Origin of the sequence: Rhodococcoides fascians A44A (assembly GCF_000760735.1) — a bacterium.
Classification (GTDB): domain Bacteria; phylum Actinomycetota; class Actinomycetes; order Mycobacteriales; family Mycobacteriaceae; genus Rhodococcoides; species Rhodococcoides fascians_E.
Window position 1 is genome coordinate 807,135 of the sequence record NZ_JMEX01000008.1, and the last position, 25,879, is coordinate 833,013.

Here is a 25,879-nt window from a genome sequence, read left to right on the forward strand (position 1 = left end):
TGTAGGTCCTGACCTACATATAAGTACTCACAAGGGGGAGCTAGCTAGCCGCCTACCGCCTCGAGCTGGGGACGAATCTTGTCCACCGAGTACTCGATCGACGCCTTGGACGGCAGATTGAATCCGACCACCGTGGCGTAGTCCTGCACCGAGACGCCGCCGCTCGCTACCGCGGGCAGCGAATCGAAGCCAGGCAGGGCCTGGAGGTCGGCGGCGGTTCCACCGTTGGGCAGCATGACGACCAGGTCGGCAGTGAGTTCGTTGATCCGTTCGGGACTGAAGACCAACCGGCCGCTCGTCGCCTCCGGCGAGGCTGCGAGGTCCGCAGGAACACTGAGACCGATGCTGTCGAAGACCTGCGCGGCACCGTCGTCGGGATCGACGACGGCCACGAGTTGCTGCGTGGCGACGATGTACTGGGCGAGCACCGCGGTCTTGCCGTCCAAGCCTGGGTACTCGGCGGCGATGCCGTCGGTGAAGCCTTCGCCCTCGGCGATGATCGACTGCGCGTCGTCCTCACGGTCGAAAATCTTTCCGAGCGTTTCGATCTGCCACTGCCAGCTGTCCACCGTGCTCTTCTCGGGGAAAACCGTGGGCGCGACCTCACTGAGCGACTGGTACGGCTCGGGAGATGCGATCCCCGCCACCAGAATGAGATCCGGCTGCAGTGCCGCGATCTCCTCCACGGGCGGGGTCGCGTTCATCGTGTCGACCGACGTCGAGTCGAGCATCACGGAATCCTCGGTCAGGCCCGTCTGCCAGGGGTAAAGCTTCCGCTCGTCTCCCTGAGATCCTGCGGAGATGTACCCGACCGGGGAGACGTCGAACTCCGCCAGCGCGTCCACCCACTGTTGCCCGAGGGCCACGATGCGCTCGGGCGTTCCCTGTATCGTCGTCGAGCCGACGACGTGATCGATTGTCACCGTCCTGTCGTTCGACCCGGCGGAGCTACTGTCCCCCGAGTCACTGCTGCAGGCCACGAGGCCCACAAGTGCCACCGAGGCAATGATCATGCGCATCGCGGTCCGCTTCATGCGCGTGAAGTTAGCACAGCCTCGCCTAAGCCTCTAGAGGTACTTCTTCAACTCCATCCGCGCGATCGACATCTTGTGCACCTCGTCGGGGCCGTCCGCCAGCCGCAGCGTCCGGATGTGGGCGTACATCATCGCGAGCGGGAAGTCGTCGGACACACCGCCGCCGCCGTGGACCTGAATGGCCCGGTCGATGATCTTCAGTGCCATCTCCGGAGCTGCCACCTTGATGGCGGCGATCTCGGTGCGTGCTTCCTTGTTGCCGACGGTGTCCATCAGGTACGCGGCCTTCAGCGTCAACAGTCGCGTCTTCTCGATGTCGATGCGAGCCTCGGCGATCCAATCCTGGATGTTGGCGCGCATCGCGATCGGCTTACCGAAGGTGACTCTCGATACCGCACGGCGGCACAGCAGTTCGAGTGCCCGCTCGGCGACGCCGATGGTCCGCATGGCGTGATGGATCCGCCCGGGGCCCAACCTGGCCTGACTGATCGCGAAACCCTCACCCGGCCCCTTCAACACGTCCTTCGACGGCACCCGCACGTCCTCGAAGAGCACCTCGGCGTGACCTTCGCGATCGACGTAGCCGAACACCGGCAGGTTCCGTACGACGGTGACACCCGGCGCATCGATGGGCACGACGAGCATCGACTGCTGACGGTGGCTGGCGGCATCCGGCTCGGTCTTGCCCATGACGATGAGAACTTTGCAGTTCTTGTGCAGCGCATTCGACGTCCACCACTTGCGGCCGTTCAGGATGTAGTCGTCGCCGTCGCGTTCCATTCGCATGGCGATGTTGGTGGCGTCGGAACTGGCGACGTCGGGTTCCGTCATCGCGAATGCGGACCGAATAGTGCCGTCCAGCAACGGCTTCAGATACTTCTCCTTGTGCTCGTCCGTTCCGAACAGCGTGAACACTTCCATGTTGCCCGTGTCCGGCGCGTTGCAGTTGCACGCCTCGGGCGCCAACAGGCTCCGGCCCATGATCTCCGCGAGCGGGGCATACTCGAGATTGGTCAGGCCGGGCCCCCACTCCTGGTGGGGGTGGAAGAGGTTCCACAACCCGCGCGACCGGGCTTCCTTCTTCAGATCCTCGATGATCTGGGGTTGCCCGTGCGGGTCGCCGAGCTCGCGCATCTGCTCGTCGTAGACGGACTCCGCCGGGTAGACGTGAGAGTCCATGAACTCCAACAGATCCTGCTGATACTTCCGGCCGCGCTCGGTGGTCTCGAAGAAGGACACGTCGCTCCTTTAGTTGTCTTGCCCCAGAAGGGCTTTCTGGTAGCGACGCATGCCGCGCAACCACCGGTCGTAATCGGAACCCTTGTTGCGGTACATCTCCAGCACGTTCCGGTGCGGCAGAATCAAGAACTCCTCGGCATCCATCGCAGCGAGGACGACCTCCGCGACGTCACTCGGCTCGAGCACGTCGCCCGCGGAGAGCACGGCAGCAGTAGCCGCCGCCCCGAGCGAATTACCGGATTCCTTGCCCTCGTACAGCAGCTTGGTGTTCACACCCATGGGGCACAGGCAGCTGACGCGAATGCCGCGGTCACCGTAAGTGACGTTGAGCCACTCCGAGAAACCCACGGCCGCATGCTTGGTGGTCGCGTACGTGGCAGAACCGATCTGTGTGAGCAGGCCGGCAGCCGACGCGGTACTGACGAAGTAGCCCTCGCCGCGCTCGATCCACCCGGGCACCAGAAGCTGCGCAGCGCGGATGTGCGCGCGCAGATTGACGTCGATGGACAGATCCCACTCGGCTTCCGTCGCGTCGAGGCCCGGTGCGCCACTGATGCCCGCGTTGGCGAAGTAGAGGTCCACGGGACCGAAGGTGTCCTCGGCGAGAGCGATCAACGCGGTGATGTCGTCGGTTTTCGACGCGTCACCCCCGAGAGACACCGCCGAGCCAGGTTCCAGTGACTCCACCACCCGCGACGCCGACGCCGCGTCGAGATCGGACACGACGACCTTCGCGCCTTCCGCGACGAGCCGCTGGGCAAGTGCACCGCCGATCCCGCCTCCGCCTCCGGTGATCACAGCAACCTTGCCTGTTACCTTCATCACCCAGGTATATCACCTCGATATCCCCCCATCCGAGACGAGGTGGAATACCGCTGCGCCCCGGCCGGTTCGTCTCCGACGTGACCGAAACAGCATCCGCGGGGCTATTCACTCCGTTCGAAACCAAGTCCCTGAAACTGCGTAACCGCTTCGCGATGGCGCCGATGACCCGCGCGTTCTCCCCCGGCGGAGTCCCGCGCGAGAACGTCGCCGAGTACTACCGCAGGCGGGCCGCAGGCGGAACGAGCCTCATCATCACCGAGGGCACGCTGATCCCCGACCCCGCGGCAGGCCCGGACACCCGAGTTCCCCACATCTACGGCGAGGACAGCCTCGACGGATGGAAGAGCGTCGTCGACGCCGTCCACGCCGAGGGCTCGGTGATCATCCCGCAGCTCTGGCACCTCGGCGTGCAGCGCGGAGACTCGCCGCGCCTCAACCCCGAGGTGACGACGGTCAGCCCGTCGGGCATCGCACTGGACGGCACTCCGTTGGGCCGCGCCTTCACGAGCAGCGACCTCGACCAGCTGATCCAGTACTGGGTCGACGCAGCGGCTAACGCGAAGAGCGTCGGGTTCGACGGAGTCGAGCTGCACGGCGCGCACGGTTACCTTCTCGACGAGTTCCTGTGGCAGACAACCAATCTGCGTGACGACCGTTTCGGCGGATCCCTCGAAGCTCGTACCCGCTTCCCGGCCGAGGTGGTGGCGGCGATCCGAGCCGAGGTGGGTGACGACTTCGCGATCGTCTACCGATACTCGCAGTGGAAGGCCGATCACTACGACGCTCGGATCGCGCAGACCCCGCAGGAACTGGAGAAGATCCTCACCCCGCTGGTCGACGCCGGGGTCGACGTGCTCCACCCCTCGACCCGCCGCCACTGGATTCCCGAGTTCCCCGAGCTCGATGCAACCCGAGGACTGGCCGGGTGGACCAAGGAAATCACCGGCCTCCCGACGATCACCGTCGGCTCGGTCGGGTTGGACAAGGAGTTCGGCAGCGCCTGGGGTCCGGACGGTGCGTCGGGAACGACCGACCTGACGCCGCTGTTCGAGCAGTTCGAGCGGGGCGAATTCGACATCGTCGCCGTCGGCCGTGCCCTGCTCGCCGACGCCGAGTGGGTGAACAAGGTCGAGTCCGGCCGATTGAACGAGCGCATCGCCTTCACCCGCGATCACATCACCGAACTCGTCTAGCCCCTATGTGAGTGGTTGTGTAGGCCAGGGCCTACACAACCACTCACATAGGTGGCGAGCTTTCTCACCGCCGTGCTCGCCCTGGGCGACCAGGTCAGGGCGAGAACAGCGTCGGCAGGCACGTCCGAGATCGGTACCGGGACCAACCGATCCTCGAAATCCGTTGCCATGGAACGGCTCAGGATGGCGACGCCCAAACCTCTGGCCGCCAAGTCGGCGACAGCTCCCGGCGCACTGGCGGCCAACGCGACGTCGGCGGTGATATCCGCTGCGGCACAGGCGTCGTCGAACACGGATCTGATTCCGGTACCCACCGGCAGGCACACCACCCGGTGGGCGCACACCTCGCCGAGTGTCACCGCCGATGCCGACGCCAACGGATGCCCGGGCGGTACACACGCCGCCAGTCCTTCCGTGATCATGACCAGCGATTCGAGCCCCTCGGGCGGACCGTGAGCGGTGCCGACGAGGGCGACGTCGAGCGCGCCCGACCGGACGCGCGCGATCAACTCGTCTGAATTTGCCTCCGCCAACGTGATGTCCACGCCCGGGTACGCGGAGTGGAACGCAGCCAAGGCGTCGAACAGCGGTGTGACGGTGCATGCGGTGACCATTCCGACGGCGACCTTCCCGCGCACGAGGGAGAGCACCTCGTCGACGGAATGGCGAAGGGCTGCAGATGATTCCAGTGCGCGGCGCGCGTGTACCAGGGCAGCTGTCCCTGCTACCGTCAACCGCGCCACCCTGCTGCTGCGGTCGATCAGCTCGGCCCCGACCTCCTTCTCCAGCGCTTTGATCTGGGCACTGATGCCGGACTGGCTGATGTTCACCCGCTCGGCCGCACGGGTGAAGTTGGCTTCCTCCGCGACGGCGACGAAGTACTCGAGCTGCCTCAGTTCCATAAGCTGTAATTCTAGCTTTCATCACAACTATCTGTTGGACTTCTCGTACCGGTGTGATGACGATGAAACCATGACAAACAATGCAACGACCGACAAAGCAATGACACCGGAAGACATCACCCGCCTGTTCGTCGAGCGATCCAACGCAGGAGACGCCGACGGTGTCGCGGCGCTCTACGCCGACAACGCCGTCATGGCCTACCCCGCCGGACAGACGACGACAGGCCGAGCCGCAATACGTGAACTGTGGGCGTCGGTGCTCGCGCACGGGCCTCGTTTCGAACTGGAGGAGGGACTGCCGACGCTGGTGTACGGCGACATCGCGCTCACTTCGACGGCACCGAGGGACAATGCAGGCGCCCGCGCCCAGGTCGTGCAGCGTCAACCGGACGGTTCGTGGCTGCGCATCATCGATCAGCCGGAGTTCGACCCGACCTCGTGACACGCCCCGTCGGACTGCTCTGACAGTATTTCCCCTCGTGATACCGCAGCCGCTACGCCGAACGATCGATGCGCTCGCTCGGCGACTCGGCCGCAGTAGTGCCGCACTGAACGAGCAGGTCCAGAAGTTCGACTCCGAACACCCTTGGTTCCTCAGCTCCGAGGAGCGCGGCAACCCCGACACCCGCATCGCGGCCTGGACGGACGGCAACCGGGTCACCCCGCTCGTGCACGGCAAACCCTATTTCGCGGCTCTGGCGAGCGCGCTGGACGCCGCGGGCGAGGGCGACCTGGTGCTGTTCACCGATTGGCGCGGTGACCCGGAACAGCTGCTGACCGACGACACGACCGTCGAGGACGCGCTCGCGTCGGTTGCGCAGCGCGGCGGCATCGTCAAGGGCATGGTGTGGCGCTCGCACATCGAGACCCTCGGCTTCACCGGTCCCAAGAACCGGAAGTTGGCGTTGCGTCTCGAGGAGGCAGGCGGCGAGGTGATTCTCGACCAACGGGTCCTGACGCTGGGAAGTCATCACCAGAAGTTCGTCGTCGTCCGGTATCAGGATCCCGACACGGTCGACCTCGCGTTCGTCGGTGGTATCGATCTCGCGCGTGCCCGACGCGACGACGCCGATCATTTCGGCGACCCCGTGAGCCGGCCGTTCCCGCCCGAGTACGGCGAACTTCCCGCGTGGCACGACATGCAGGTGCAGGTGCAGGGGCCCGCGGTCCGCGACATCGAGCACGTCTTCCGTGAACGGTGGGAGGATCCGGCCGCGTTGTCCCGCCTGCCGTGGCACGCCATCCCCGACATTCTCCGCGGCGTCACCCGTGAGGTGTCGGAACTGCCGGAGCAGCACGACGCACCCGCAGCCGCGGGCACCTGCAGCGTCCAACTTCTCCGCACGTATCCGCGCAGACGCCCGGCGTATCCGTTCGCGACTCAGGGTGAGTTCAGCGCGGCCCGCGCGTACGCGAAGGTTCTGCGGCGCGCCCGCGAACTGGTCTACGTCGAGGATCAGTACCTGTGGTCGGTGGACGTGGCGCGGGTGTTCGCCGCCGCTCTGCGACGCTCACAGGATCTGCGCCTGGTCATCGTCGTCCCGAAGCATCTCGACGACGACAGTGCCATCACCATTCCGTCGGCTCTGCTCGGCCACTCCGCGGCACTCGACGTGATCCGCGATGCGGGTGGTGACCGCGTGCTCGTCCTAGACCTCGAGAATGATCGCGGCATCCCGGTCTACGTGCATTCGAAGGTGTGCATCGTCGACGACGTGTGGGCCGCCGTCGGTTCCGACAACTTCAACCGGCGGTCGTGGACTCACGACTCCGAGCTGACGGCCGCGATCGTCGACGACGAACGCGACGTTCGTGAACCCGTCGACCCGGCCGGTCTCGGCGACGGAGCACGGGTGTTCGCGCGCGAGCTACGGCTGGAACTCATCCGCGAGCACCTGGGCCGCGCGCCGGGCGACGACGAAGACCTCGTCGATCCCGCGTCGTTCTTCGACGCGGTGAGCAGCAGCGCGGCGCGTCTCGACGCCTGGCACACGGCACCGTCGGCGTCGCCGCGCCCGTCGGGCAGACTTCGCCGCCATGAAATCGACGTGCCTCCGCAGTGGCAGCAACGGCTGGCGGCGGTCGCGTATCGCCTGTTCGTCGATCCCGACGGCAGGCCCCTCGGTATGAGGTTCCGCCGCCGTTTCTGACACACTGAACATTCAACTTCCCTACGAATCGTTCAGAAACGGGCATTTCGATGGATTCGCAGCGCGTCAGCTCACGTGTCGGCAGCGCTGCCGACGTGACTCGTCGCGCAGCACTCGTCGGCGCAGTGGTGTTTCTCGCCTGTCTGTTCGGGATCGCAACTCGCCTTCCGGGCACGCTGGCCGTGTTCTGGCCCGCCAACGCCCTGCTGCTGGGCATACTGCTTCGCTCACCGCGCCTCGCAACGCCCGCCACCTGGGTCAGTGCGACGCTCGGCTACATTGCCGCCGACACGGTGACCGGTAGTCCACTGTTCTCCAACCTCGTCCTCAACCTGTGCAACGTCGCAGGCGTCGCGGCGGGCTTCCTGGTCTTCCGTCTCATCGGCCAGCAACGCCCCTGGCTGACGCGTGTCCAGTCGCTTGCGTTGGTGGCCGCGGTCATTCTCGTCGCGTCCTCCGTCGCCGGTGTCGCGGGCGGATTCGCGAACTCGGCCATCGAGTCGACTCCGTGGCAGAGCGGATGGGCGCGCTGGTTCTCCGGAGAGTTCCTCAACTACATGGCGGTCATGCCTGCGGTTCTCACCGCGCCCACGAGGGCGGACCTCCGTCGATTCCGTCGGCGCGGCGAGGTCATCGCACTCGCGCGGCGGGTCGCCCCAGCCGCTGCGTTGCTGGTGCTCTGCCTGATCCTCGTGTGGGCGGTCGGAGGCTCGGGCGCGATCACGTTCGCCATGCCCGCCCTCGTCGTGGCCGCGTTGACGACGGGGGTCTTCGTCACATCGCTGTTCATCTGGACGACGACGATGTGGATGCTCGTCCTCACCGCCGACGGGCACATCGGGGTCCCGGACCTCGGCGCGATGCCGGTGGAACTGTCGGTGAGCATCGGATTGTCGTTCCTCGCGATCGCCCCGATCGCCGTGGCCTGCGTGACCAACGAGCGGCGCGCAGCCATCACCGCGTTACGCCACGCCGTCGCTCACGACGACCTGACCGGCGCCCTACGCCGGGACGAGTTCTTCCGTCGCGCACACCGTTTGACCCGCGACGCCGCCGACGGTGTTGCCACGGTCCTGATGATGGACCTCGATCACTTCAAGGCCCTCAACGACACGTACGGGCACAGCGCGGGCGACGGTGCTCTCGAGCGATTCGCCGACGACGTCCGGTCTCACCTCGGCCGCCGTCACCTGTTCGCGCGGCTCGGCGGAGAAGAATTCGCGGTGTTCTGCACCGACGTCTCCGAGCTCGACGCCTACGCCATCGCAGACACCATTCGCATCGGCCAGTTCCAGCGTGCGACAGAGCACTTCGCCGGTCACGGCGTGACCGTCAGCATCGGACTCGCGCACGGATCCGACAGTCTCGAGATGCTCTTCGACGCTGCCGACCGGGCGCTGTACGACGCGAAGCGACAGGGCCGCAATCGCATCGTCACAGCAACACCCGCGAGCGACGTTCACCGGTCGAGCTGACGGACACTGTCAGGACAGAGCTTGAACCACTCTGTCCGCCAACGGTTTCGTCGACGCCGGATTCTGCCCGGTGTAGAGCGTGCGGTCGACGACGACGTGCGGCGACCACGGATCGGAGCTCTCGAACCGTGCGCCGAGCTCCTTCAACCTGGATTCGAGAAGCCACGGCGCCTTGTCCGCCAGACCTGCCTGGGTTTCCTCCTCGTCGGTGAAACCGGTCAGCTGATAGCCGTCGAACACCCATCCCCCGTCCGACGTCGTGGCAGGCAGCAGGGCAGCGGGTGCGTGGCACACTGCCGACACGATCTTGCCCGTGCTCAGGAAATCGGTCACGAGCGCACCGAAACTCGTCGACACCGCGAGGTCCTCCATCGGCCCGTGGCCTCCCGGCACGAAGATTGCATCGAAGTCCGATGCCCGCTGATCCTCGAGCGAGGCCGGGTTCTGCAGTATCGACTCGATCGAGTCCAAGTATTTCTTCTGGTCGGCGACCTTCACCTCGTCGCCTCCGTTGGCGTCGACCGCAAGCGATCCCTCGTCGACGACGGGCGCCCTGCCACCCGGCGTCGCGACGACGACATCCCAGCCGGCGTCGACGAACGTGCGGTGAGATTCGACGAGTTCCTCGGCCCAGAAGCCCGTCGGATGCTTGGTTCCGTCGTTCAGGGTCCAGTGGTCGGCGGCGGTCACAGCGAACAATAGTTTCGTCATGCGCCCTGGCATGCCCGCTGGCGCTACTTCCGAATCAGTCGCGCACTCCGGTCATCGTCACTTACCAGGTGAGGACAGGTACGTCATGAGCCTCGTCGTCACGTACCCGCTGTTGTAGGCGCCGAGGGCGTTGAACTGCTCCAGCGGGGTGCCCGCACGCCTGACGCCTGCGCTTTCGAACTGCCCGACGGTGATGACCGGTTGTGTACCGCCGGCCTGCAGTGCCGCGATGTCGGAGGACAACTGCGCGCGGGCGAGGTCGAAAGCGTTCGACAGCGCGTTCTCGTACATGAACCCGGTGACGCGGAGGTTGTCGTCGGTGATCGCGTTGTTGTAGTACTTCTCGACCAGTTGCTGATTGCGGACGTAGTTGCTGACGCCGTAACCGATGGTCGCGTACTGCCCGTTGGGTTTTCCCTCTCCGAGATACTTCTCGATCGCGGGCTGCGCGTTCCGTTGGTGCACGGCTGCCGCGACGTCGATGTCCATGTAGGACAGCTGGCCGATCACCGAATCCAGTGAGCGCCCCGTACGATCCGCCACCTGGGCGGGCATTCCGGTCCGAAACGCGGCGAGGTTGGCGTCGGCGCCGCGGCGGAAGAAGTCGCCGACCTGAGCGAGGTCGACGCCCGAGTCGATGTCGGCGCCAGGATTGTCGCGGCCGACCTCCCACACGGCTTTCGTACCTGCCAGTTGGGCTTTCGCTGCTTCGAGAAAGATCAACGGGGTCGAGAGATAGTCGACGAACTCGACGATATCGATGGGTTGTGTGTCGATCCGGCCGTCGATCGCCTCGATCTCGCTTGCGGCGTAGTCGAAGATCGTCAGCGCGTCGAAGGCGCCCGCGTACGCGTTGACCACTGCTTCGACGTCGGGCAAGGTCTTGGGTTCGAACGTGGCGATGGAATCGAGAAACGAGAAGAACGCGGCTTCCGCCGGACCGGTGTTGGTAGCCTGCACAACAAATGCGCCCAGACCCGCCGGACCCTGAGAGACCAACGGTGTCAACGAGTTACCCACCGAATACGACGCTTCCATGACGGCCGCAGCTTCTAGCGCGGTGACCAACGCGCCGGCTATCGACCCTTGCCGATGCAGATCTCGAGCCCGGTCGGCGGCCTTCGCAGCAGTCTCCGGGAGCCCGGTGTTCATCATCGTCCGAAGGATGTTCACGTCGAGCGTGTCCAGCATCGTCAGCGCATTGTCGTACCGGCCCATCGCGGCGGTGTACTGCGCATCGACCTTGTCGTACGCCCGGTTGTCGAGCCGCGTGTCCGGTTCCAGCCTCGGTGCCTCCAACTCGGAGCCGGTGAGCAGCCCGTACGCCTCGTAGATATCACCGACCTCGACGACGTTCACTCCGGCTCGGTCCCCGATCCGCACGACATCGACACTGTCTCCGTTGCGGTCGGTGCTGTTGCGTTGCCCGAGTGGGATCAGCACCGTGTCGTACCCGGCGGCGCCCGCGGCCTGCACCTTCTCGGGGATGCCGCCGACAGGACCGATGGTGCCCGTTGCGTTGATCGTTCCGGTCATCGTCGCGGTGTCGGAGATCTGTTCGTCGCGCTGCAACGCGATGAGCGCCGCGGTCTTCAACGCGCCCGCGCTGGGACCGTCGATCTGCCCGCTGATCTCGAACTCGAAGCGACCGGACATCGGCTGCGACATGATCAACGTCGAAACGATCGCGGCGTTCCACGACGCCGCCCTCGAGGCGTCGCCCAGGCCGGAGACCTCGTCTTCGGAGAAGTCGACGCGAAACGACGAGTCCGTGGTCGCCGACCTCGTGACGATTTCCTCACCGACTCCACCGTCGCCGCTTCCGGTGGTGAAGAGCGGCGCGATGGTCATCGACCTGCTCTCCGTCGATACCGCACTCATCCCCTCGGACAGTGCCGTCCCCTGCGTCGTCGATGCGCAGCCGACCGCGAGTACCGCGGCCACCCCCACGGCGACCGACCTGGTCGCGAGAACTCTCCGCCTTGCCATGACAACCCTCCCCGAACACACCGAATCGGACAAAAAGAACAATCGCCCGTTCAATGTAGGAGATGGCAGCCCGTCAGGCCATGAGTAGATCCACTCGAGCAGACTGGGTAGAAATCGCTGCGACTACCCGACCGAGCGACCAGCAGGGCGCAGCACGACGGTGAAGTTGTCCACCGTGGACTCGGTCACCTCGGGCGGGATCGCGGCGCCGTCGTCGCCGAGTATCGACAGAATGTCGAACCCTGCGCCGACGACGAGACTGCGCAGGTCCGTCAACGACGTGAAGTGCATGACCGGCCCGAAGTCGTGTGCAGCGAGCGGACCGACTGCCCACGAACCGTGGTCGACCGTCAGACCCCGATGCCGTCGCCAGTTCACCACTCTGCGTACCGAACCAGCCGGATCCAGAACACGACGCCCGACTGACACGGCGATCTTGCGCGGCGAGAACGTCATCGGACGGTTGGGGCGCGAGAGCTGGAACGGTGACTCGCCGAATCCGGGGCCGTTCTTGTTGAGCGTCGCTACCACGACGATGCCGTCGACGGCGACGACGCGGCGGCACTCACGCATCACCGACAGTCTGTCGTCGTGGTCGACAGTGTCCATTCCGTTGTTGCTGAAGAGCACCAATCCGTAGCGTCCATCGGCGATCGGACGCATGTCGCGGGCGTCGGCGACGTGAGCCGGGAATTGCGGAAAACTACGCCGGAACGCGTCGATCATGTTGGGTGAGTAGTCCACTGCCGTGTAGTCATCGGAGAGCAGCCGCAGCAACGGTGTCGTTCGGCCACCTCCTACACCGATGTCGAGCACCGGTCGACCTCGAACGTGGGGTGCGGCGAGCGCGAGTGCAGCGGCCTCGCCGCCGTCGAGGAATCCAGTGGTCGGCGCGGCGTAGGACTCGTACACGGCTGCGACGTGGGCATCGTCGAAGACGTGCTGGTTGTGGTCGGCTCGATCCATCAGATGGCCCCCTGAACGCTTTCAGTTTCAACAAGCCTACGGAGCCAACCTGAATGTCCGATAAGTACAGATCAGGCGGAGGCTCGCCGCGGGGGTGCCGTCGTCCTTCGCCGGACGAGCTCCGGCGCCAGCACCACATCGCGCGCAGTCTCACCCGCTATCCGCGCGAGCGCTTCCTGCACCGCAGCCTCGGCGAGCGCGGCCACATCCTGAGAGATCGACGTCAGCTGGATGTGGGCAATGCGCGCCAAGCGAGAATCGTCGTATCCGACGACCGAGACGTCCCCCGGTACGTCGACACCGCGACGGAGCAGGTGATCCAGTACTCCGGTGGCGGAGTTGTCGTTGAACGCCACCACGGCCGTCGGAGGATCGGACGAGTCGAGCAGCTGCCGCATTCCCTGTGCGCCTTCGGTTTCGGTGATACCACCCTCGACGATGGGGGCCGGCAGACCGTGCCTTGTCATGGCGTCGGTGAAGCCTTGGCGCCTGTCCTGCGCGCCCGCCGAACTGCCACCGTCGATGTGGGCGATTCGCTTGTGTCCCAATGAAATCAGATGCTCCACCGCCGAACCGACACCGGCCACATCGTCACCGCGCACCGATCCGATACCGTCGACGCCGCTGGTGCGCAGCAGCGTCACGACCGGCACCGCGCGGTCGACCGAACCGAGTTCGGTTGCATCCATTCGCGACCCGAGCAGCAGCGCTGCTTCGCATCGCTCGTGCACGAGCGTCTTCACCGCACTGGCCTCGTCCCGAGTGGGCGCGACTGCACCGAGCATCACGTCGTACCCGGCGCGTTCGGCAACGCCGTAGATCTGCTCGACGAGATCGCCGTGGAACGGCTGCTGCAGATCGAACGTGACCCCCAACAGGCGGGAGCTGGTCTGACGAAGTTTCTGCGCACGACGGTCCGGGACGTAACCGATCTCATCGGCGATCGACTTGATCCGCGCACGAGTCTCCTCCGAAGCCCCCTCCACTCCCCGCATGACGATCGAGACGAGCGCAGGTGACACCCCGGCAGCTTTCGCCACATCGGCCATGGTCGGTCGAGCCACAGAAGTCCCTTTCCGTCGTTTTCGCCTCGAGAGCAACAGTAGACAGAACGCCTCCCCGACGCCCATTCGAACATATGCACTAACAGGCTGTGGACAAACCTGTGGAAATCTCGAGGACCAACCTGTCCGATCTGTGGATGGCGTGTGGATGAACGTGCGCGAGCGACAGGTTTTCACTGCTCAGGGGCTGTGTATGCGAATTACACGCCTGTGAGTAAACGAGGCCGGTCGGCTGTGGATCGACCGTCGCTAAGCTCGAAGGCATGAGCGAACCGATCCTTGTCTGCGCATCCGTCTCCCACGGAAACACCAGACAGGTCGCCGACGCCATCGCCGGGGTCCTCGGCGCCTCGGTGATCTCACCCGAATCGGCCGATCCCGCCGGCCGCGACCTCGACGGGCACGACCTCGTCGGCTTCGGATCAGGCATCTACTACGGCTCGTTCCACTCCGACCTGGTTGCCTACATCGAGGCACTACCACCCCAGGACGGCAAACCCGCGTTCCTCTTCGCCACCAGCGGCCTCGCCGAATCCCGCTGGCTCCGCTTCTCCGCATCACTCGTCGAACGGCTCGAACACAAAGGCTTCGACGTCGTCGGAGGTTTCTCCTGCCGCGGATTCGACACATTCATGCCGTTCAAGCTCGTCGGTGGCATCCGACGCGGGCGACCGAACAACACCGACCTCGCCTCCGCCCGCGCCTTCGCCGAGCACCTGCTCGACAACGCTCGATGAGACCCCGCCCCGCACGACAAAACCCCTCCCCAACTGACATTGGGAAGGGGTTTCGCTCTTACGAGCCGCCTAAGAGAATCGAACTCTTGACCTTTTCATTACGAGTGAAATGCTCTACCGACTGAGCTAAGGCGGCGTGCCTTTCGGCGTTGGTGAGTCTAACGGAGCATCAGCCCGAAACTGAAATCGACTCCCCTCAGGCCCCTGCTGGGATGGCGAGACCCTCGACCGGGCCGGCGAGAACGGACTTGAAGTACCTGGTCACGTCGTCGGCGAGTACCTCGGTGTCCCCGTTCGCGACGCCGTCGACGATGGCTTTCGCCACATCCTTCGGATCGTTCTTCGGAACGTCCAGTTCCGCGATCATGTCCGTGTCGGTGTAACCCAGATGCACTCCCGTCACGAGGGTCCCCTGCGGGCCGAGTTCGACTCGAAGCGAGTTGGTCGCCGACCACAGTGCGGCCTTCGACGCGCCGTACGCTCCGGCGCCGCCCACCCAGGACAGAACCGAATGCACGTCGACGAGTGCACCGCCGCCGTTGCTCGCGAGAATCGGCGCGAAGGACTGCGCGACCCGCACGGCACCGAAGAAGTTGGTCTCGAACACGGTCCGCACGTCCTCGAGTGTCGATCCCAGCAACGGACCCGATCCCGGGGCGCCTGCATTGTTGACGACGATGGTGACATCGGTCAGCTCCCGAGCCAGTTCCGCGACGGATTCCGGGTCGGTGACATCGAGCGGCTTCGCGACGACGCGCGGATCATCCGTCGGCTTGGGCGTCCTGGCCGTCGCGTAGATCTTCGCCGCGCCGCGCGCCAGGAACTCGTCGACGATCGATTTGCCCAGCCCACGCTGCCCACCGGTCACCACTACGACCGCGCCTTCGATTGCCACCATCGGACTCACCCTTCGACATATCTGAAATGCTTTTGACTATGTCAGTAGTACTTGCCCGGATCGACATAGTCAAATACTGTTGAGTTATGTCATCGACGCCGACGCCGACGGAGCGCTTCCGCCTCGACCCCGCCCCCGACGGCCTCGCTCACGTCCAGAACCTGCTCAACACCCGAGCCATCGACGCAAAAGGACTCCCGGACCTGCTCGCCGACGGCGCGGTGGCATCCGCGGCGATGGGGCACGACCTCAGCGATGCCGACGCCGCGGCACTACGCGAACTGCGCACGACGCTCGAACTCCTCATCGCAGGCACGCCCCCGGAAACGGCGCCCGCCGACGCCGTCCTCACCCTTGACGCGTCGGGAACCGTCCAGTTGGGACCGTCTGGAACCGGCCACGAGTACGTGACGTCGCGTATCTGGGCCGAGGTTCTGCTGGCTCAACGCGCGGACACCTGGCGGCGACTCAAGCGTTGCAGGAACGAACCGTGCGGCTCTGCGTTCTATGACCGTTCCCGCAACAACAGCGGCGTCTGGCACGACGTCAAGACCTGCGGGAACATCGCGAATCTTCGGGCTTCGCGGGCGCGGCGGAGGGCCTGATCTCACGCCTCAGCGCAGCGCTGCACCCAATTGCGCGACCATGGCGTAGACGGCGAACTTGGGCTTGGAGTTGAGCGCCAAGGCTTCACGGCATTCGAGGATTGCCTCGATACTCTTCAACAGAGCCTCCGGCGACGCACCCCTGGCCATACGTTCGATCTGTTCCGACATGTCCGGATGGTTGAGCACAGCGGTGGATCCGTAGGAGCGGGTCAACGCATCGCGATACAAACCGGCGAGGTCGATCAGAGCTCGGTCGAAAGCGTCTCGAAGATTACGGGTACGCCGCGATTTCTGCCGCGCCTCGAGCTCCTTGATGACGCCTGCAGACCCCCGCAGCGCGCCCGCCGCGCCCTTACCGGTGCCGCCTGCGCCGAGCGCGGTGCGCAGCTCTTCCATCTCCACGTCGTCGAGGGCGGCACTTATCTCCGCGGCTTCGGTCTCCGCAGCCTTTACCATCTCCTCGGCCGCGAGATAGGCCTGATTGGGCCGCGCTGCAGCCGACGCGAGGCCGAGGGCCCGCTTGCGCCTGGCACGAGCGTCCTCGTCTTTCGCCAGTCGCCGTGCGCGTCCCACGTGTCCACCGCTGATCGACGCCGCCCACTGGGCCGTCTCCGCATCGAGCTTGTCGCGGGTCTGCAGAACCTGCGCGATCGCCGGCGTCGTGGGCGTCACGAGATGCACATGGCGGCAGCGCGAGCGGAGGGTGACGGACATGTCCTCCGGATCGGTCGACGGCGCACACAGCAACATGACCGTCCGCTCCGGCGGCTCCTCGACGACCTTCAGCAACGCGTTGGCGGCCGCCTCGCTGAGCCGATCCGCATCTTCGATGACGACGATCTGCCAGCGCCCGGTGCTGGGCCGACGCGCAGCGATCTGCACGATCTCCCGCATCTCCTTGACGCTGATGCTCAAGCCCTGCGGGATGATCCGCCGGACATCGCCGTGGGTGCCGGCCATCGTCGTGGTGCACGGATGGCAGGTACCGCAGCCCGGTGACCCCTCCGTGGTGCATTGCAGGGCCGCCGCGAAACACAGAGCAGCGATGGATCGACCGGACCCGGGAGGGCCGGTGAACAACCAGGAGTGCGTCATCGCGGACCCCGAGTCCCCGGTACGAGCGCCGACGGCCGCGGCGGTCAGCTCTGCTTCCACGTCCTCTTGGCCGATCAGCCGATCGAAAACTCCCGCCATGCCAGCGAGCCTAGTCGCTCGGTGCGACACGAACGCCTCGCGCCCGGCGCATCACGCAGGCGGCGGCAGGTGTGGCAGCACCACGCGCAAAACGTCGATCGAGCCGGCACGCACCTCCTCGGCGGACGAAACACCGAGTCGATTCGCGCTCAGCATCACGGCACCCGACGCCGTCATCGTCTGAGTGGTGTACGTGTCGCCGTCGAGCAGGAAGGCGTAGGTGGTGTACCCGCCGTCGGTCAGCGTACGAACCTCGGTGGTCGAGGGGCTCGTGTACGGGTCGGGTAGCGTCGACGTGTCCTCGAACACCAGAACCGACACCGCGATACGGTCGTTCCCCCAGATACACCCGAGCTCTCCGACCGCAGTGGGTCGAGCCTCCGCCAGATCGAGATCGCTCAGCAGCGCATCCGGCAAGGCGCAGGGGTCGAATTCCGGAGACGGTTCGACGGAAGTCGTTGTCACGTACTCTGTTTCGGATGCATCGAGGACCTCGTCCGACGCCGTGGCCGTCCCGCCGACACCGGAACCGCACGCCCCGACGGACAACACGAACGCACTTGTCAGCATGGCCAGCGCTGCCGATCGTCGCATCTAGATGTCCTCCAGGATCAGTGTCGTCGCGACCTTCAGCCGTATACAGAAGGAATCGAAATCCGTTTCCGCGAGCGTGAACTGCACTGTTCGGCCATCGATCTCGGCCAACGAGATGCACCTGTTTCCCTCGAACACGAAATTGTCCACCATCTGACCGTCCGCCTCGAACTCGCTCAACTCGGTGACTCCGGGTGTGGTCGCGAGCCGAGTCCGGTCGACGCCTTCGCTGTACCCGACCGAGAAACGCCCGGACTGGCCCGTCCAGCTACACCCGTCCACCCCCGGCAACGGTTCCTTGGTTGCCGGATCCACGCCCGCGTAGATACTCAGCTGCAGATCCTCGAGGACACACGGATCGAAGGACGACGGGGTCGCCGACGGGACCGCTGCCGGGGACGGCGACGGCGCCTGCCCGCCCGTAGACCCACCAGCGGCAAGACCTTGCCCGTGCCATGCATCCTGGCCGACAGCTCTGCCGGGCGAGGTCCGAGCACATGCGACCACCGACAACAACACGCACAGCAGGACTACCAGTTTCTTCCCCACACCCACTTGGACGCACCGAGGCCGCAGTTGGTTCCGTCGCCCACCCTCATCGCTCGAAAGGTTCGTTCATACGAGCAGATGGAGGCGAGCAGACCGACAGGCACCCCATCGTTTGAAGCGATCAGGAGTCCGCTGGAGGAGCTTTCTTCGCTGCAGCTTTTTTCGCCGGGGTCTTCTTGGCAGGCGTTTTCTTGGCAGCAGTTTTCTTGGCTGCGGCTTTCTTCGCCGGGGTCTTCTTGGCTGCGGTCTTGGTGGCCGTTGCCTTCGTGGTGGCCTTCTTGGTGGCGGCCTTCTTGGTTGCCTTTTTTTTCACCGGTCCGCGGGCACGCCTGTCCGCCAGGAGCTCCGAGGCGCGATCGTCGGTGATGGTGGCGACGTCGTCGTCCTTGCGGAGGCTCGCGTTGGTCTCGCCGTCGGTGACGTAGGGACCGAAGCGGCCGTCCTTGATCACCATCGGCTTCTCGCTGACCGGGTCGGTGCCGAGCTCACGCAGAGGTGGCTTCGCTTCACCTTGCCGTCCGCGTCGCTTCGGCTCGGAGTAGATCTTCAGCGCCTCGTCCAAGGTGACGGTGAAGAGCTGCTCCTCGTCGGTCAGCGACCGAGAGTCCGTGCCCTTCTTCAGGTACGGGCCGTAGCGACCGTTCTGGGCGGTGATTTCTTCCTTAGATTCCGGATCGACGCCGACGACTCGAGGCAACGACAGAAGCTTGAGGGCGTCCTCGAGCGTGATGGTCGCCAGATCCATCGACTTCAGCAGAGAACCGGTGCGGGGCTTGGGTCCGGTGGCCTTCTTCGCCGCCTTCTTGGCCGGAGCCTTCTTCGCCGGAGCCTTCTTCGCCGCAGCTTTCTTCACTGCGGTCTTGGTGCCACCTCCACCGTCCGAGTCCTGTGGAATCGGCACGATGTCCGGCTCGGGAGGAGTCGGTTCCGGCTCCGGCTCGGGCAGGATCTCGGTGACGTACGGACCGAAACGCCCTTCCTTGGCAACGATTTCGTGACCCGTCAGCGGGTCGGCACCGAGCTTGCGGCCTTCCTGCGGGGTCGCGAACAGTTTTTCCGCGAAGTCGATGGTCAACTCGTCCGGCGGCAGATCGTCGGGCAGGTTGGCGCGCTGCGAGATCGGATCCCCATCGGGATCGTCGTCGTTCTTCACCATTCGCTCGAGGTACGGGCCGTAGCGCCCGACGCGTACATGGATCTCGCGGCCCTGATCGTCGTCGAACAACCTGATGGAGTTGATGACGCGAGCGTCGATGTCCTCGAGGTTGGTGCCGACCATCTTCTTCAGGCCACCGGACCTCGCGACGGAGCCCTCGGCCCCGGTGTCCCCACCGAAGTAGAAGCTCGTCAACCAGTCGCCGCGGCGCTCACGACCACCGGCGATGGCGTCGAGGTCGTCCTCCATGCCCGCCGTGAAATCGAAGTCGACGAGGCGGCCGAAGTGAGCCTCCAGCAGCGCGACCACCGAGAACGCCACCCACGACGGCACGAGTGCGCTGCCGCGTTTGTAGACGTATCCGCGGTCGAGGATTGTCTTGATGATCGACGCGTACGTCGACGGCCGGCCGATACCCAGCTCTTCGAGGGTCTTGATGAGCGACGCCTCGGTGTACCGAGCGGGTGGGTTGGTGGTGTGGCCGTCCGGATCGAGCTGGGTCGCGGTGACCGCGGCGCCTTCCTTCAGCGCAGGGAGCCGAGACTCGGCGTCGTCGGACTGACCGCCTGCCTCGTCGTCGACGCTCTCCACGTAGGCCTTCAGGAAGCCCGCGAAGGTGATGGTACGGCCGGACGACGAGAACGTGCACTGTTCGCCGGTGCCCGCGGTACCGGTGATGCGCAGCGTCAGCGTCGTGCCCCGCACGTCGGCCATCTGAGAAGCGACGGTCCGCTGCCAGATCAGCTCGTACAACCGGAACTCGTCGGTCTGCAGCGCGGAGTGCAACTGGCCAGGCGTCTGGAACACATCGCCTGCAGGCCTGATTGCCTCGTGCGCCTCCTGGGCGTTCTTGACCTTGCGCGTGTACTGACGCGGCGACGGATGCACGTACTCCGCACCGTACAGCTCGGTCGCCTGCGACCTGGCCGCCGAGATAGCCGACTCCGACAGCGTCGTCGAGTCGGTACGCATGTAGGTGATGTAGCCGTTCTCGTACAACCGCTGCGCGACGCGCATGGTGCGCTCGGAGGAGAACCGCAGCTTGCGGCCTGCTTCCTGCTGCAGCGTCGACGTCATGAACGGCGGGTACGGCTTACGGGTGTACGGCTTGTCCTCGGCGGACGCGACGGTGAGGTCCACGCCCTGAAGGGCCTCGGCGAGGCGTCGGGCACGCGGTTCGTCCAGAACGGTGACACCGTCGGACTTCAGCTTTCCGTCGGCACCGAAATCACGACCCGCGGCCACGCGAGAACCGTCGACGTTGACCAGCCGCGCGCCGAAACTGCGCGGCGACGCCTCTGCCCCGGCATCGAGGGTGGCCGAGATGTCCCAGTACTCGGCGCTCCGGAACGCCATTCGGTCGCGCTCGCGCTGAACGATGATCCGGGTGGCGACGGACTGCACACGGCCCGCCGACAGCTTCGGCATGACCTTCTTCCACAGCACCGGCGACACTTCGTAGCCGTAGAGCCGGTCGAGGATGCGCCTGGTTTCCTGCGCGTCGACCAGATCCTGGTCCAGCTCACGGGTATCGGCAGCGGCCGCGAGGATGGCCGGCTTGGTGATCTCGTGGAAGACCATGCGTCGAACGGGGATCTTGGGATTCAGGGTCTCGAGGAGATGCCAGGCGATGGCCTCACCCTCGCGGTCGGGGTCGGTGGCGAGGAAGAGTTCGTCGGCGTCCTTGAGCAGGCTCTTGAGCTCGGCGACCTTGCCCTTCTTCTCCGGCGAGACGACGTAGAGGGCCTCGAAATCGTGGTCGACGTCTACGCCGAGGCGGGCCCACGGCTCACCCTTGTACTTCGCGGGGACGTCCGCGGCACCGCGTGGAAGGTCACGGATGTGGCCGACCGACGCCTCGACCACGTAGTTGCTCCCCAGGTAGGGGGCGATCTTCTTGGCCTTGGTCGGAGACTCCACGATGACAAGGCGGCGCGGCTGGGCACCGCCGGTGGTGGTATCCCCCGTGCCGTTCTTGCGTGTTGCCACCTTGCTGCCGAACCTTCCTCGTTGCGTCCTGTAGAGCCACTCCGCGAGCAGTTTCTACCTGTCGAAACCGACAATCGTGCCGGTCCGCCTGGTAACAGAGTGGCATACGACGTCAAAATACTCGCAGATCAGCTTCACATCTTCTTACTCGGCGGTCGGCCAACTGGTACGTGCGTCCGGATTTTCCGGCGCAGGTCCGACGTTCTCGACCAGCCTCAGCATTCGCCTGCGCCCGGTGATGCGGAGCCCTGGATTGGAGCCTCGGGTGCCGATGAGAGTGGGAGCTATCCCTGCTCTCATCAGCGACTGAGCCAACGGGGCGTGCGTGTCGGGCGCATGCGGATCCAGTCCCAGAACATACCGTTCGCCCTCGGCTTCCGGTCGGCCGCCTGCGAGCACCCACGCGCGGAGCTCGCGGGCGCCGGGCACCCAACCCGGCGGCATCGACTTGACCGCGCCCTTCGTCCACAACGACGCGAGTGCCGACAACTCGGGCACCGACGCCGTCCGCACCAGCGGCCTGTCCTCCTCGGACCGGCCGAGTTCGGACACGAGCCCGCACTCCGCCATCAGGTCCGCGATGGCCTCGGCGCGCCAGGACGAATCGACGACGACCGAGATGCGAGCACCGGACGCCGACAGAACCACCTGCCCGGTGGACGCGAGAAGTCCACTCAAGTCGGTCACCGACGGCGGCAGCGACTCGGCGGAGAAGAAGGACAACTGGTTCACAATGTGGACAGTAGAACAAAAGCGAGAGTGGAGCCTGCAGGAACGACCCGAGGAGACAGTGTCGGCAGTGGCCGTGGATACAACTCATCCCCCTTCGCTTCGGCATGCACCGAAAGCGATAGGGGGATGAGAGGTGTCGATTCCGCTCGCGGGGAGCGGGTGTCGATCAGACTGCGCGAACTCCGGTTGCCTGGGGTCCCTTGGTTCCCTGGCCGACCTCGAACTCGACGCGCTGGTTCTCCTCGAGGGTGCGGAAGCCGCTGCCCTGGATCTCGGAGTAGTGGACGAAAACGTCAGCGGAGCCGTCTTCTGGTGCGATGAATCCAAAGCCTTTTTCGGCGTTGAACCACTTCACAGTTCCCTGTGCCATGCTTTTCCTTCTCTTTCTAACACCGGATGCGGTGGGCAGCACTTACAGTCCACCGGGCCGGTTCCGACCGTTGTACTTCCTGAATTCCCCCTCAGGCGGAACCCGCGTCCGACAGGCGTTGCCGAACCACAGACCCCTTCAGGAAACGCTCCAAAAGCACACCGCCCGCAACATAAGATCCTGCGAGCGTGAAAACGAACACAGAAGCTGCGACCGGTTCAAGTCAACCACGCTTTTCGCGTTTCCAACAGTCGAAAAAGTCAGTTTTCGCACATTTTGTTGATCTTGACGCTTCTCACCGGCAGATTTGCGCCGCCCGACCCCTCTCACCAGCACGTATGCCGAGGCGCCGTCGTCGTGCGAATGACCGACCGATAGCATGAAACCCGCAGGTCGCGACGTCATCGCGACGCACCTGCAACAGAACCGAAACATGGAGAGCAGTAGTGACCCAACCAGATCCAACGCCGACGGGTCATTCGAACAGCTACGGCAGGGTGCTTCTCGACCGAGTGCTGGCGGGTACTCCGTCGGGCGAGCAGCCCCTCACCCACGTCGCGGAGCTACCGGGTCGCGAGGCCCAATTCACGGACTGGCCAACATGGTTGAAGCCCGAAGTAGCCGCCGTCCTCCGTTCTCGCGGCATCGCACGTCCGTGGACACACCAGGCGCACGCGGCAACTCTCGCCCACAATGGTCATCATGTTGTCCTGTCAACCGGCACAGCATCCGGGAAGTCTCTGGCATACCAGATGCCCATCCTGTCCACACTTCTCGGCGATCCACGAGGCACCGCGCTCTATCTGGCACCGACGAAAGCGCTCGGTGCCGATCAACTACGCAGCACCATCGCCGTCACCGACGAGTTGCGCGCTGATGCACCGGAACTGGCCGAGGTATTTCCCAGCGCCTACGACGGGGACACACCGATCGAGATCCGTCAGTGGGCACGCGCCAACGCCCGGTGGCTCTTCACCAACCCCGACATGATCCACATCGGGATCCTCGGCGCACACGAGCGTTGGGCCAGGTTTCTGCGCAATCTCCGCTACGTCGTCGTCGACGAATGTCACTACTACCGTGGCGTGTTCGGATCCAACGTCGCCTTGATCCTGAGGCGCCTCCGCCGAATCTGCGCCCGCTACGGCGCGACCCCGACCTTCGTCCTCGCCAGCGCCACCACGTCCAATCCAGGCACGGCCGCGTCGAGGCTCGTCGGCGCACCGTGCGAAGAGGTGACCGACGACGGATCTCCGCACGGCCCACGCACCGTCGCGCTGTGGGAGCCCCCGCTCATGAAGGAGATCACCGGCGAGAACGGTGCGCCAGTCCGGCGATCCGCGGGCGCGGAGGCGTCGCGCATCATGGCGGACTTGATGGTCGAGGGCGCGCGCACACTCACGTTCGTCCGTTCCCGGCGCGGCGCCGAGGTAACCGCGCTCGGCACGCAACGCCTCCTGGCAGACGTCGACCGGGACCTTCCCGGCCGCGTCGCGGCCTACCGCGCGGGGTACCTCGCCGAGGACCGACGAAAGCTCGAATCCGATCTGTCCGACGGCACCCTGCTCGGTGTCGCGACCACCAACGCACTGGAGTTGGGTGTCGACATCGCCGGACTCGACGCCGTGGTGGTGGCCGGGTTCCCCGGCACGGTGTCCTCGTTCTGGCAGCAGGCGGGTCGGTCCGGTCGACGAGGTGAGGGGTCGCTCGTCGCCCTCGTCGCCCGAGACGACCCACTGGACACCTACCTCGTTCACCATCCCGCCGCCCTGTTGGACAAACCGATCGAGGCGACCGTCACCGATCCGTCGAACCCGTATCTCCTCGCACCCCAGATGCTCTGCGCCGCAGCCGAACTACCCATCACGGTCGACGAGGCCGCCGAGTTCGGAGCCGAGGCGGTGCTCGACGGTCTCGCCGCGGACGGGTTGGTACGCAAGCGACCGCACGGTTGGTTCATCACGCCGGACGGCCAGCAGTACGCCCCGCACGCGTCGGTGAACATCCGCGGTGGAACCGGCACCCAGGTTGCCATCGTCGACGGCGGATCGGGGCGGATGCTCGGGACGGTCGACTCCGGAAAAGCACCGGCAACAGTGCATCCCGGTGCAGTACACATTCACCAGGGTGAGAGCTTCGTCGTCGACGATCTGAACCTGGAGGACGGTCTGGCTCTCGTTCATCCCGAGCAGCCCGATTGGAGCACGTCCGCCCGCGAGACCACCGACATCGCCATCACCGACATCCACTCTCGACGCACTCACGGTCAGGTCACCGTCGCGCTCGTTCAGGTGAATGTCACGCACCAGGTCGTCGGCTACCTGCGTCGGCTGCACTCGGGCGAGATTCTCGATTCGATCGAGCTCGACATGCCGGAGCAGACGCTCGACACCCGTGCCGTGATGTACACGATCACCCCGGAGTTGCTGGAGGACAGAGGAATTAGCGCCGAACGGTTCCCTGGCTCCCTGCACGCGGCGGAACACGCTGCCATCGGTCTGCTACCTCTGGTCGCGACCTGCGACCGATGGGACATCGGCGGCGTCTCCACCGCGCTCCACCCGGACACCGGACTTCCGACGGTGTTCGTCTACGACGGATACGACGGTGGTGCCGGCTTCGCGGATCGGGGACATCGAGCGATCGTCGAATGGCTGGAGGCGACGAAGGAGGCGATCACCTCGTGCGAGTGCCCGTCCGGGTGCCCGTCGTGCGTGCAGTCGCCGAAATGCGGAAACGGTAACGACCCCCTCGACAAGGACGGCGCTGTGACGGTCCTGGATGCCGTGGTGGCCGCAATTCGCCCGTCGTGATCGGCCACACGACGGCGCCGCAACTTTTGTAAGTTGTGGGCGAGTTCGACCGCTTCGCTGCACAACTTCCCGTCGGATGGTGGACTTCTCTTCAGGAGACGAGGAGAGGTGACCATGTCGACGGTGTCGCTGATCGATCACGAGGTGTCCGAGCCCCGATCCATCCGGGACCTGGTGGGCGCGCACCACTTCGCAACGTTCACCTACGAAGTCGGACGCGAGAAGATCCGCGAATTCGCCCGCGCGGTCCACGACGACCACCCCGCCCACGTCGACGATGCAGCCGGCCACGAATTGGGACACGACGGCATCATCGCGCCCGTCACGTTCGTCGCCGTCATCGGCGCAGCCGTGCTGCCGGAACTGTTCGAGAACCTCCTCATCGGTTACGGGCTGAAGGACATTCTGCACTCCGACCAGCAGATCCTGCTGCACAGAACGATTCGAACCGGCGATGTCCTGGGGAGCGACCTGTGCCTGGAATCGTTCCGCCAGGCCGGTGGCAGCGACATCATGGTCACCAGGAACGAAATCTGCGACTCTGCAGGCGAACCCGTCGTCACCACCAGAACCACATTCGTCGCCCGGACCGACGAGCGGCGCGACAACGGCGTCACCGCCGCCGACGACGGATTCGGCAGCCTGCTCGACGGGATCATGCGCAGAGGCGGTTAGGGCACGAGTGGAGCCT

The 25,879-nt window shown here is 65.2% G+C and carries 23 protein-coding genes and 1 tRNA gene; 8 read left to right on the plus strand and 16 right to left on the minus strand.

Features of this window, described 5'->3' with window-relative positions:
* Positions 1–44: 44 nt before the first annotated feature.
* From BH95_RS16135 to BH95_RS16145, 3 genes are read right to left on the minus strand one after another with little or no spacing between them, the layout of a single operon-like run.
* Positions 45–1,034 carry an ABC transporter substrate-binding protein gene (locus tag BH95_RS16135; RefSeq protein WP_244164996.1) on the minus strand — a complete coding sequence of 330 codons (990 nt, stop codon included), beginning with the start codon at positions 1,032–1,034 and terminating at the stop codon, positions 45–47.
* Between the two features lie 33 nt (positions 1,035–1,067).
* Positions 1,068–2,273 (minus strand): acyl-CoA dehydrogenase family protein, encoded by a 1,206-nt coding sequence (locus tag BH95_RS16140; protein ID WP_037183128.1) that lies wholly within the window; start codon positions 2,271–2,273, stop codon positions 1,068–1,070.
* A gap of 9 nt (positions 2,274–2,282) precedes the next feature.
* A complete protein-coding gene (locus BH95_RS16145; protein ID WP_019662990.1) occupies positions 2,283–3,095 on the minus strand; it encodes an SDR family oxidoreductase in 813 nt (270 codons plus the stop codon).
* An 80-nt stretch (positions 3,096–3,175) separates the two neighbouring features.
* Here BH95_RS16145 and BH95_RS16150 point away from each other — a divergent pair, with 80 nt between their 5' ends.
* On the plus strand, positions 3,176–4,291 hold the full coding sequence (locus BH95_RS16150) for an NADH:flavin oxidoreductase (RefSeq protein ID WP_033190118.1): 1,116 nt from the start codon (positions 3,176–3,178) through the stop codon (positions 4,289–4,291).
* On the opposite strand, the gene BH95_RS16155 is transcribed toward BH95_RS16150, so the two are convergent.
* On the minus strand, positions 4,288–5,193 hold the full coding sequence (locus BH95_RS16155; RefSeq protein ID WP_037183130.1) for a LysR family transcriptional regulator: 906 nt from the start codon (positions 5,191–5,193) through the stop codon (positions 4,288–4,290). The two genes, BH95_RS16150 and BH95_RS16155, sit on opposite strands and share 4 nt — an antisense overlap.
* A gap of 70 nt (positions 5,194–5,263) precedes the next feature.
* Here BH95_RS16155 and BH95_RS16160 point away from each other — a divergent pair, with 70 nt between their 5' ends.
* Genes BH95_RS16160 through BH95_RS16170 form a run of 3 tightly spaced genes read left to right on the plus strand, consistent with a single transcriptional unit; the run spans position 5,264 to position 8,818 of the window.
* On the plus strand, positions 5,264–5,635 hold the full coding sequence (locus BH95_RS16160) for a YybH family protein (protein ID WP_230621049.1): 372 nt from the start codon (positions 5,264–5,266) through the stop codon (positions 5,633–5,635).
* A gap of 37 nt (positions 5,636–5,672) precedes the next feature.
* The gene (locus BH95_RS16165) at positions 5,673–7,343 is read left to right on the plus strand and encodes a phospholipase D family protein (protein ID WP_019662986.1); all 1,671 of its coding nucleotides are present in this window, start codon (positions 5,673–5,675) and stop codon (positions 7,341–7,343) included.
* Between the two features lie 50 nt (positions 7,344–7,393).
* Positions 7,394–8,818: a GGDEF domain-containing protein gene (locus BH95_RS16170; protein WP_037183133.1), complete on the plus strand. Its 1,425-nt coding sequence runs from the start codon at positions 7,394–7,396 to the stop codon at positions 8,816–8,818.
* A gap of 9 nt (positions 8,819–8,827) precedes the next feature.
* Here BH95_RS16170 and BH95_RS16175 read toward each other — a convergent pair whose 3' ends face one another.
* The 4 genes from BH95_RS16175 to BH95_RS16190 all read right to left on the minus strand — a co-directional run bounded on the left by BH95_RS16175 (position 8,828) and on the right by BH95_RS16190 (position 13,533).
* Entirely contained in the window at positions 8,828–9,529 is a 702-nt protein-coding gene (locus BH95_RS16175; RefSeq protein WP_019662984.1) for a type 1 glutamine amidotransferase domain-containing protein, read from the minus strand.
* Positions 9,530–9,586: 57 nt separating this feature from the next.
* Positions 9,587–11,518, minus strand: coding sequence for a S16 family serine protease (locus tag BH95_RS16180; RefSeq protein WP_244164998.1), 1,932 nt, complete (start codon positions 11,516–11,518; stop codon positions 9,587–9,589).
* A 123-nt stretch (positions 11,519–11,641) separates the two neighbouring features.
* On the minus strand, positions 11,642–12,484 hold the full coding sequence (locus BH95_RS16185; RefSeq protein WP_037183139.1) for a class I SAM-dependent methyltransferase: 843 nt from the start codon (positions 12,482–12,484) through the stop codon (positions 11,642–11,644).
* Positions 12,485–12,555: 71 nt separating this feature from the next.
* Entirely contained in the window at positions 12,556–13,533 is a 978-nt protein-coding gene (locus BH95_RS16190; RefSeq protein ID WP_033190113.1) for a LacI family DNA-binding transcriptional regulator, read from the minus strand.
* A 278-nt stretch (positions 13,534–13,811) separates the two neighbouring features.
* Between BH95_RS16190 and BH95_RS16195 the strand changes: the two genes are divergently transcribed.
* A complete protein-coding gene (locus tag BH95_RS16195) occupies positions 13,812–14,285 on the plus strand; it encodes a flavodoxin family protein (RefSeq protein WP_037143282.1) in 474 nt (157 codons plus the stop codon).
* A gap of 63 nt (positions 14,286–14,348) precedes the next feature.
* Here the strand turns inward: BH95_RS16195 and BH95_RS16200 are convergent.
* Together BH95_RS16200 and BH95_RS16205 are read right to left on the minus strand one after the other, a co-directional pair.
* A tRNA-Thr gene (locus BH95_RS16200) sits at positions 14,349–14,421 on the minus strand.
* A gap of 60 nt (positions 14,422–14,481) precedes the next feature.
* Positions 14,482–15,183 carry an SDR family oxidoreductase gene (locus tag BH95_RS16205; RefSeq protein WP_020110963.1) on the minus strand — a complete coding sequence of 234 codons (702 nt, stop codon included), beginning with the start codon at positions 15,181–15,183 and terminating at the stop codon, positions 14,482–14,484.
* 86 nt (positions 15,184–15,269) lie between these two features.
* Between BH95_RS16205 and BH95_RS16210 the strand changes: the two genes are divergently transcribed.
* The gene (locus tag BH95_RS16210; protein ID WP_037183142.1) at positions 15,270–15,788 is read left to right on the plus strand and encodes a CGNR zinc finger domain-containing protein; all 519 of its coding nucleotides are present in this window, start codon (positions 15,270–15,272) and stop codon (positions 15,786–15,788) included.
* 9 nt (positions 15,789–15,797) lie between these two features.
* Here BH95_RS16210 and BH95_RS16215 read toward each other — a convergent pair whose 3' ends face one another.
* The 6 genes from BH95_RS16215 to BH95_RS16240 form a co-directional block, all read right to left on the minus strand.
* The gene (locus BH95_RS16215; protein WP_020110965.1) at positions 15,798–16,985 is read right to left on the minus strand and encodes a DNA polymerase III subunit delta'; all 1,188 of its coding nucleotides are present in this window, start codon (positions 16,983–16,985) and stop codon (positions 15,798–15,800) included.
* 51 nt (positions 16,986–17,036) lie between these two features.
* A complete protein-coding gene (locus BH95_RS16220) occupies positions 17,037–17,579 on the minus strand; it encodes a DUF3558 domain-containing protein (protein WP_037183144.1) in 543 nt (180 codons plus the stop codon).
* Complete coding sequence (locus BH95_RS16225) at positions 17,580–18,134, minus strand: DUF3558 domain-containing protein (protein WP_244165000.1); 555 nt, start codon at positions 18,132–18,134, stop codon at positions 17,580–17,582.
* A gap of 115 nt (positions 18,135–18,249) precedes the next feature.
* Complete coding sequence (topA, locus tag BH95_RS16230) at positions 18,250–21,273, minus strand: type I DNA topoisomerase (protein ID WP_037183150.1); 3,024 nt, start codon at positions 21,271–21,273, stop codon at positions 18,250–18,252.
* Between the two features lie 144 nt (positions 21,274–21,417).
* A complete protein-coding gene (locus BH95_RS16235) occupies positions 21,418–22,005 on the minus strand; it encodes a hypothetical protein (protein ID WP_019662973.1) in 588 nt (195 codons plus the stop codon).
* Between the two features lie 166 nt (positions 22,006–22,171).
* Positions 22,172–22,375 (minus strand): cold-shock protein, encoded by a 204-nt coding sequence (locus tag BH95_RS16240; RefSeq protein ID WP_005248460.1) that lies wholly within the window; start codon positions 22,373–22,375, stop codon positions 22,172–22,174.
* 497 nt (positions 22,376–22,872) lie between these two features.
* On the opposite strand from BH95_RS16240, the gene BH95_RS16245 reads away from it, so the two are divergent.
* Positions 22,873–25,188 (plus strand): DEAD/DEAH box helicase, encoded by a 2,316-nt coding sequence (locus BH95_RS16245; protein ID WP_019662972.1) that lies wholly within the window; start codon positions 22,873–22,875, stop codon positions 25,186–25,188.
* 114 nt (positions 25,189–25,302) lie between these two features.
* Complete coding sequence (locus tag BH95_RS16250) at positions 25,303–25,863, plus strand: FAS1-like dehydratase domain-containing protein (protein ID WP_033190227.1); 561 nt, start codon at positions 25,303–25,305, stop codon at positions 25,861–25,863.
* Positions 25,864–25,879: the final 16 nt, after the last annotated feature.

Bases quoted from the DNA above. Each gene is read 5' to 3' on its own strand.
- BH95_RS16220 (WP_037183144.1), bottom strand. From the start codon at position 17,579: ATGCGACGATCGGCAGCGCTGGCCATGCTGACAAGTGCGTTCGTGTTG.
- BH95_RS16155 (WP_037183130.1), bottom strand. From the start codon at position 5,193: ATGGAACTGAGGCAGCTCGAGTACTTCGTCGCCGTCGCGGAGGAAGCC.
- BH95_RS16210 (WP_037183142.1), top strand. From the start codon at position 15,270: ATGTCATCGACGCCGACGCCGACGGAGCGCTTCCGCCTCGACCCCGCC.
- BH95_RS16175 (WP_019662984.1), bottom strand. From the start codon at position 9,529: ATGACGAAACTATTGTTCGCTGTGACCGCCGCCGACCACTGGACCCTG.
- BH95_RS16240 (WP_005248460.1), bottom strand. From the start codon at position 22,375: ATGGCACAGGGAACTGTGAAGTGGTTCAACGCCGAAAAAGGCTTTGGA.
- BH95_RS16250 (WP_033190227.1), top strand. From the start codon at position 25,303: ATGTCGACGGTGTCGCTGATCGATCACGAGGTGTCCGAGCCCCGATCC.
- BH95_RS16215 (WP_020110965.1), bottom strand. From the start codon at position 16,985: ATGGCGGGAGTTTTCGATCGGCTGATCGGCCAAGAGGACGTGGAAGCA.
- BH95_RS16170 (WP_037183133.1), top strand. From the start codon at position 7,394: ATGGATTCGCAGCGCGTCAGCTCACGTGTCGGCAGCGCTGCCGACGTG.
- BH95_RS16145 (WP_019662990.1), bottom strand. From the start codon at position 3,095: ATGAAGGTAACAGGCAAGGTTGCTGTGATCACCGGAGGCGGAGGCGGG.
- BH95_RS16180 (WP_244164998.1), bottom strand. From the start codon at position 11,518: ATGGCAAGGCGGAGAGTTCTCGCGACCAGGTCGGTCGCCGTGGGGGTG.
- BH95_RS16135 (WP_244164996.1), bottom strand. From the start codon at position 1,034: ATGAAGCGGACCGCGATGCGCATGATCATTGCCTCGGTGGCACTTGTG.
- BH95_RS16190 (WP_033190113.1), bottom strand. From the start codon at position 13,533: ATGGCCGATGTGGCGAAAGCTGCCGGGGTGTCACCTGCGCTCGTCTCG.
- BH95_RS16205 (WP_020110963.1), bottom strand. From the start codon at position 15,183: ATGGTGGCAATCGAAGGCGCGGTCGTAGTGGTGACCGGTGGGCAGCGT.
- BH95_RS16185 (WP_037183139.1), bottom strand. From the start codon at position 12,484: ATGGATCGAGCCGACCACAACCAGCACGTCTTCGACGATGCCCACGTC.
- BH95_RS16160 (WP_230621049.1), top strand. From the start codon at position 5,264: ATGACAAACAATGCAACGACCGACAAAGCAATGACACCGGAAGACATC.
- BH95_RS16195 (WP_037143282.1), top strand. From the start codon at position 13,812: ATGAGCGAACCGATCCTTGTCTGCGCATCCGTCTCCCACGGAAACACC.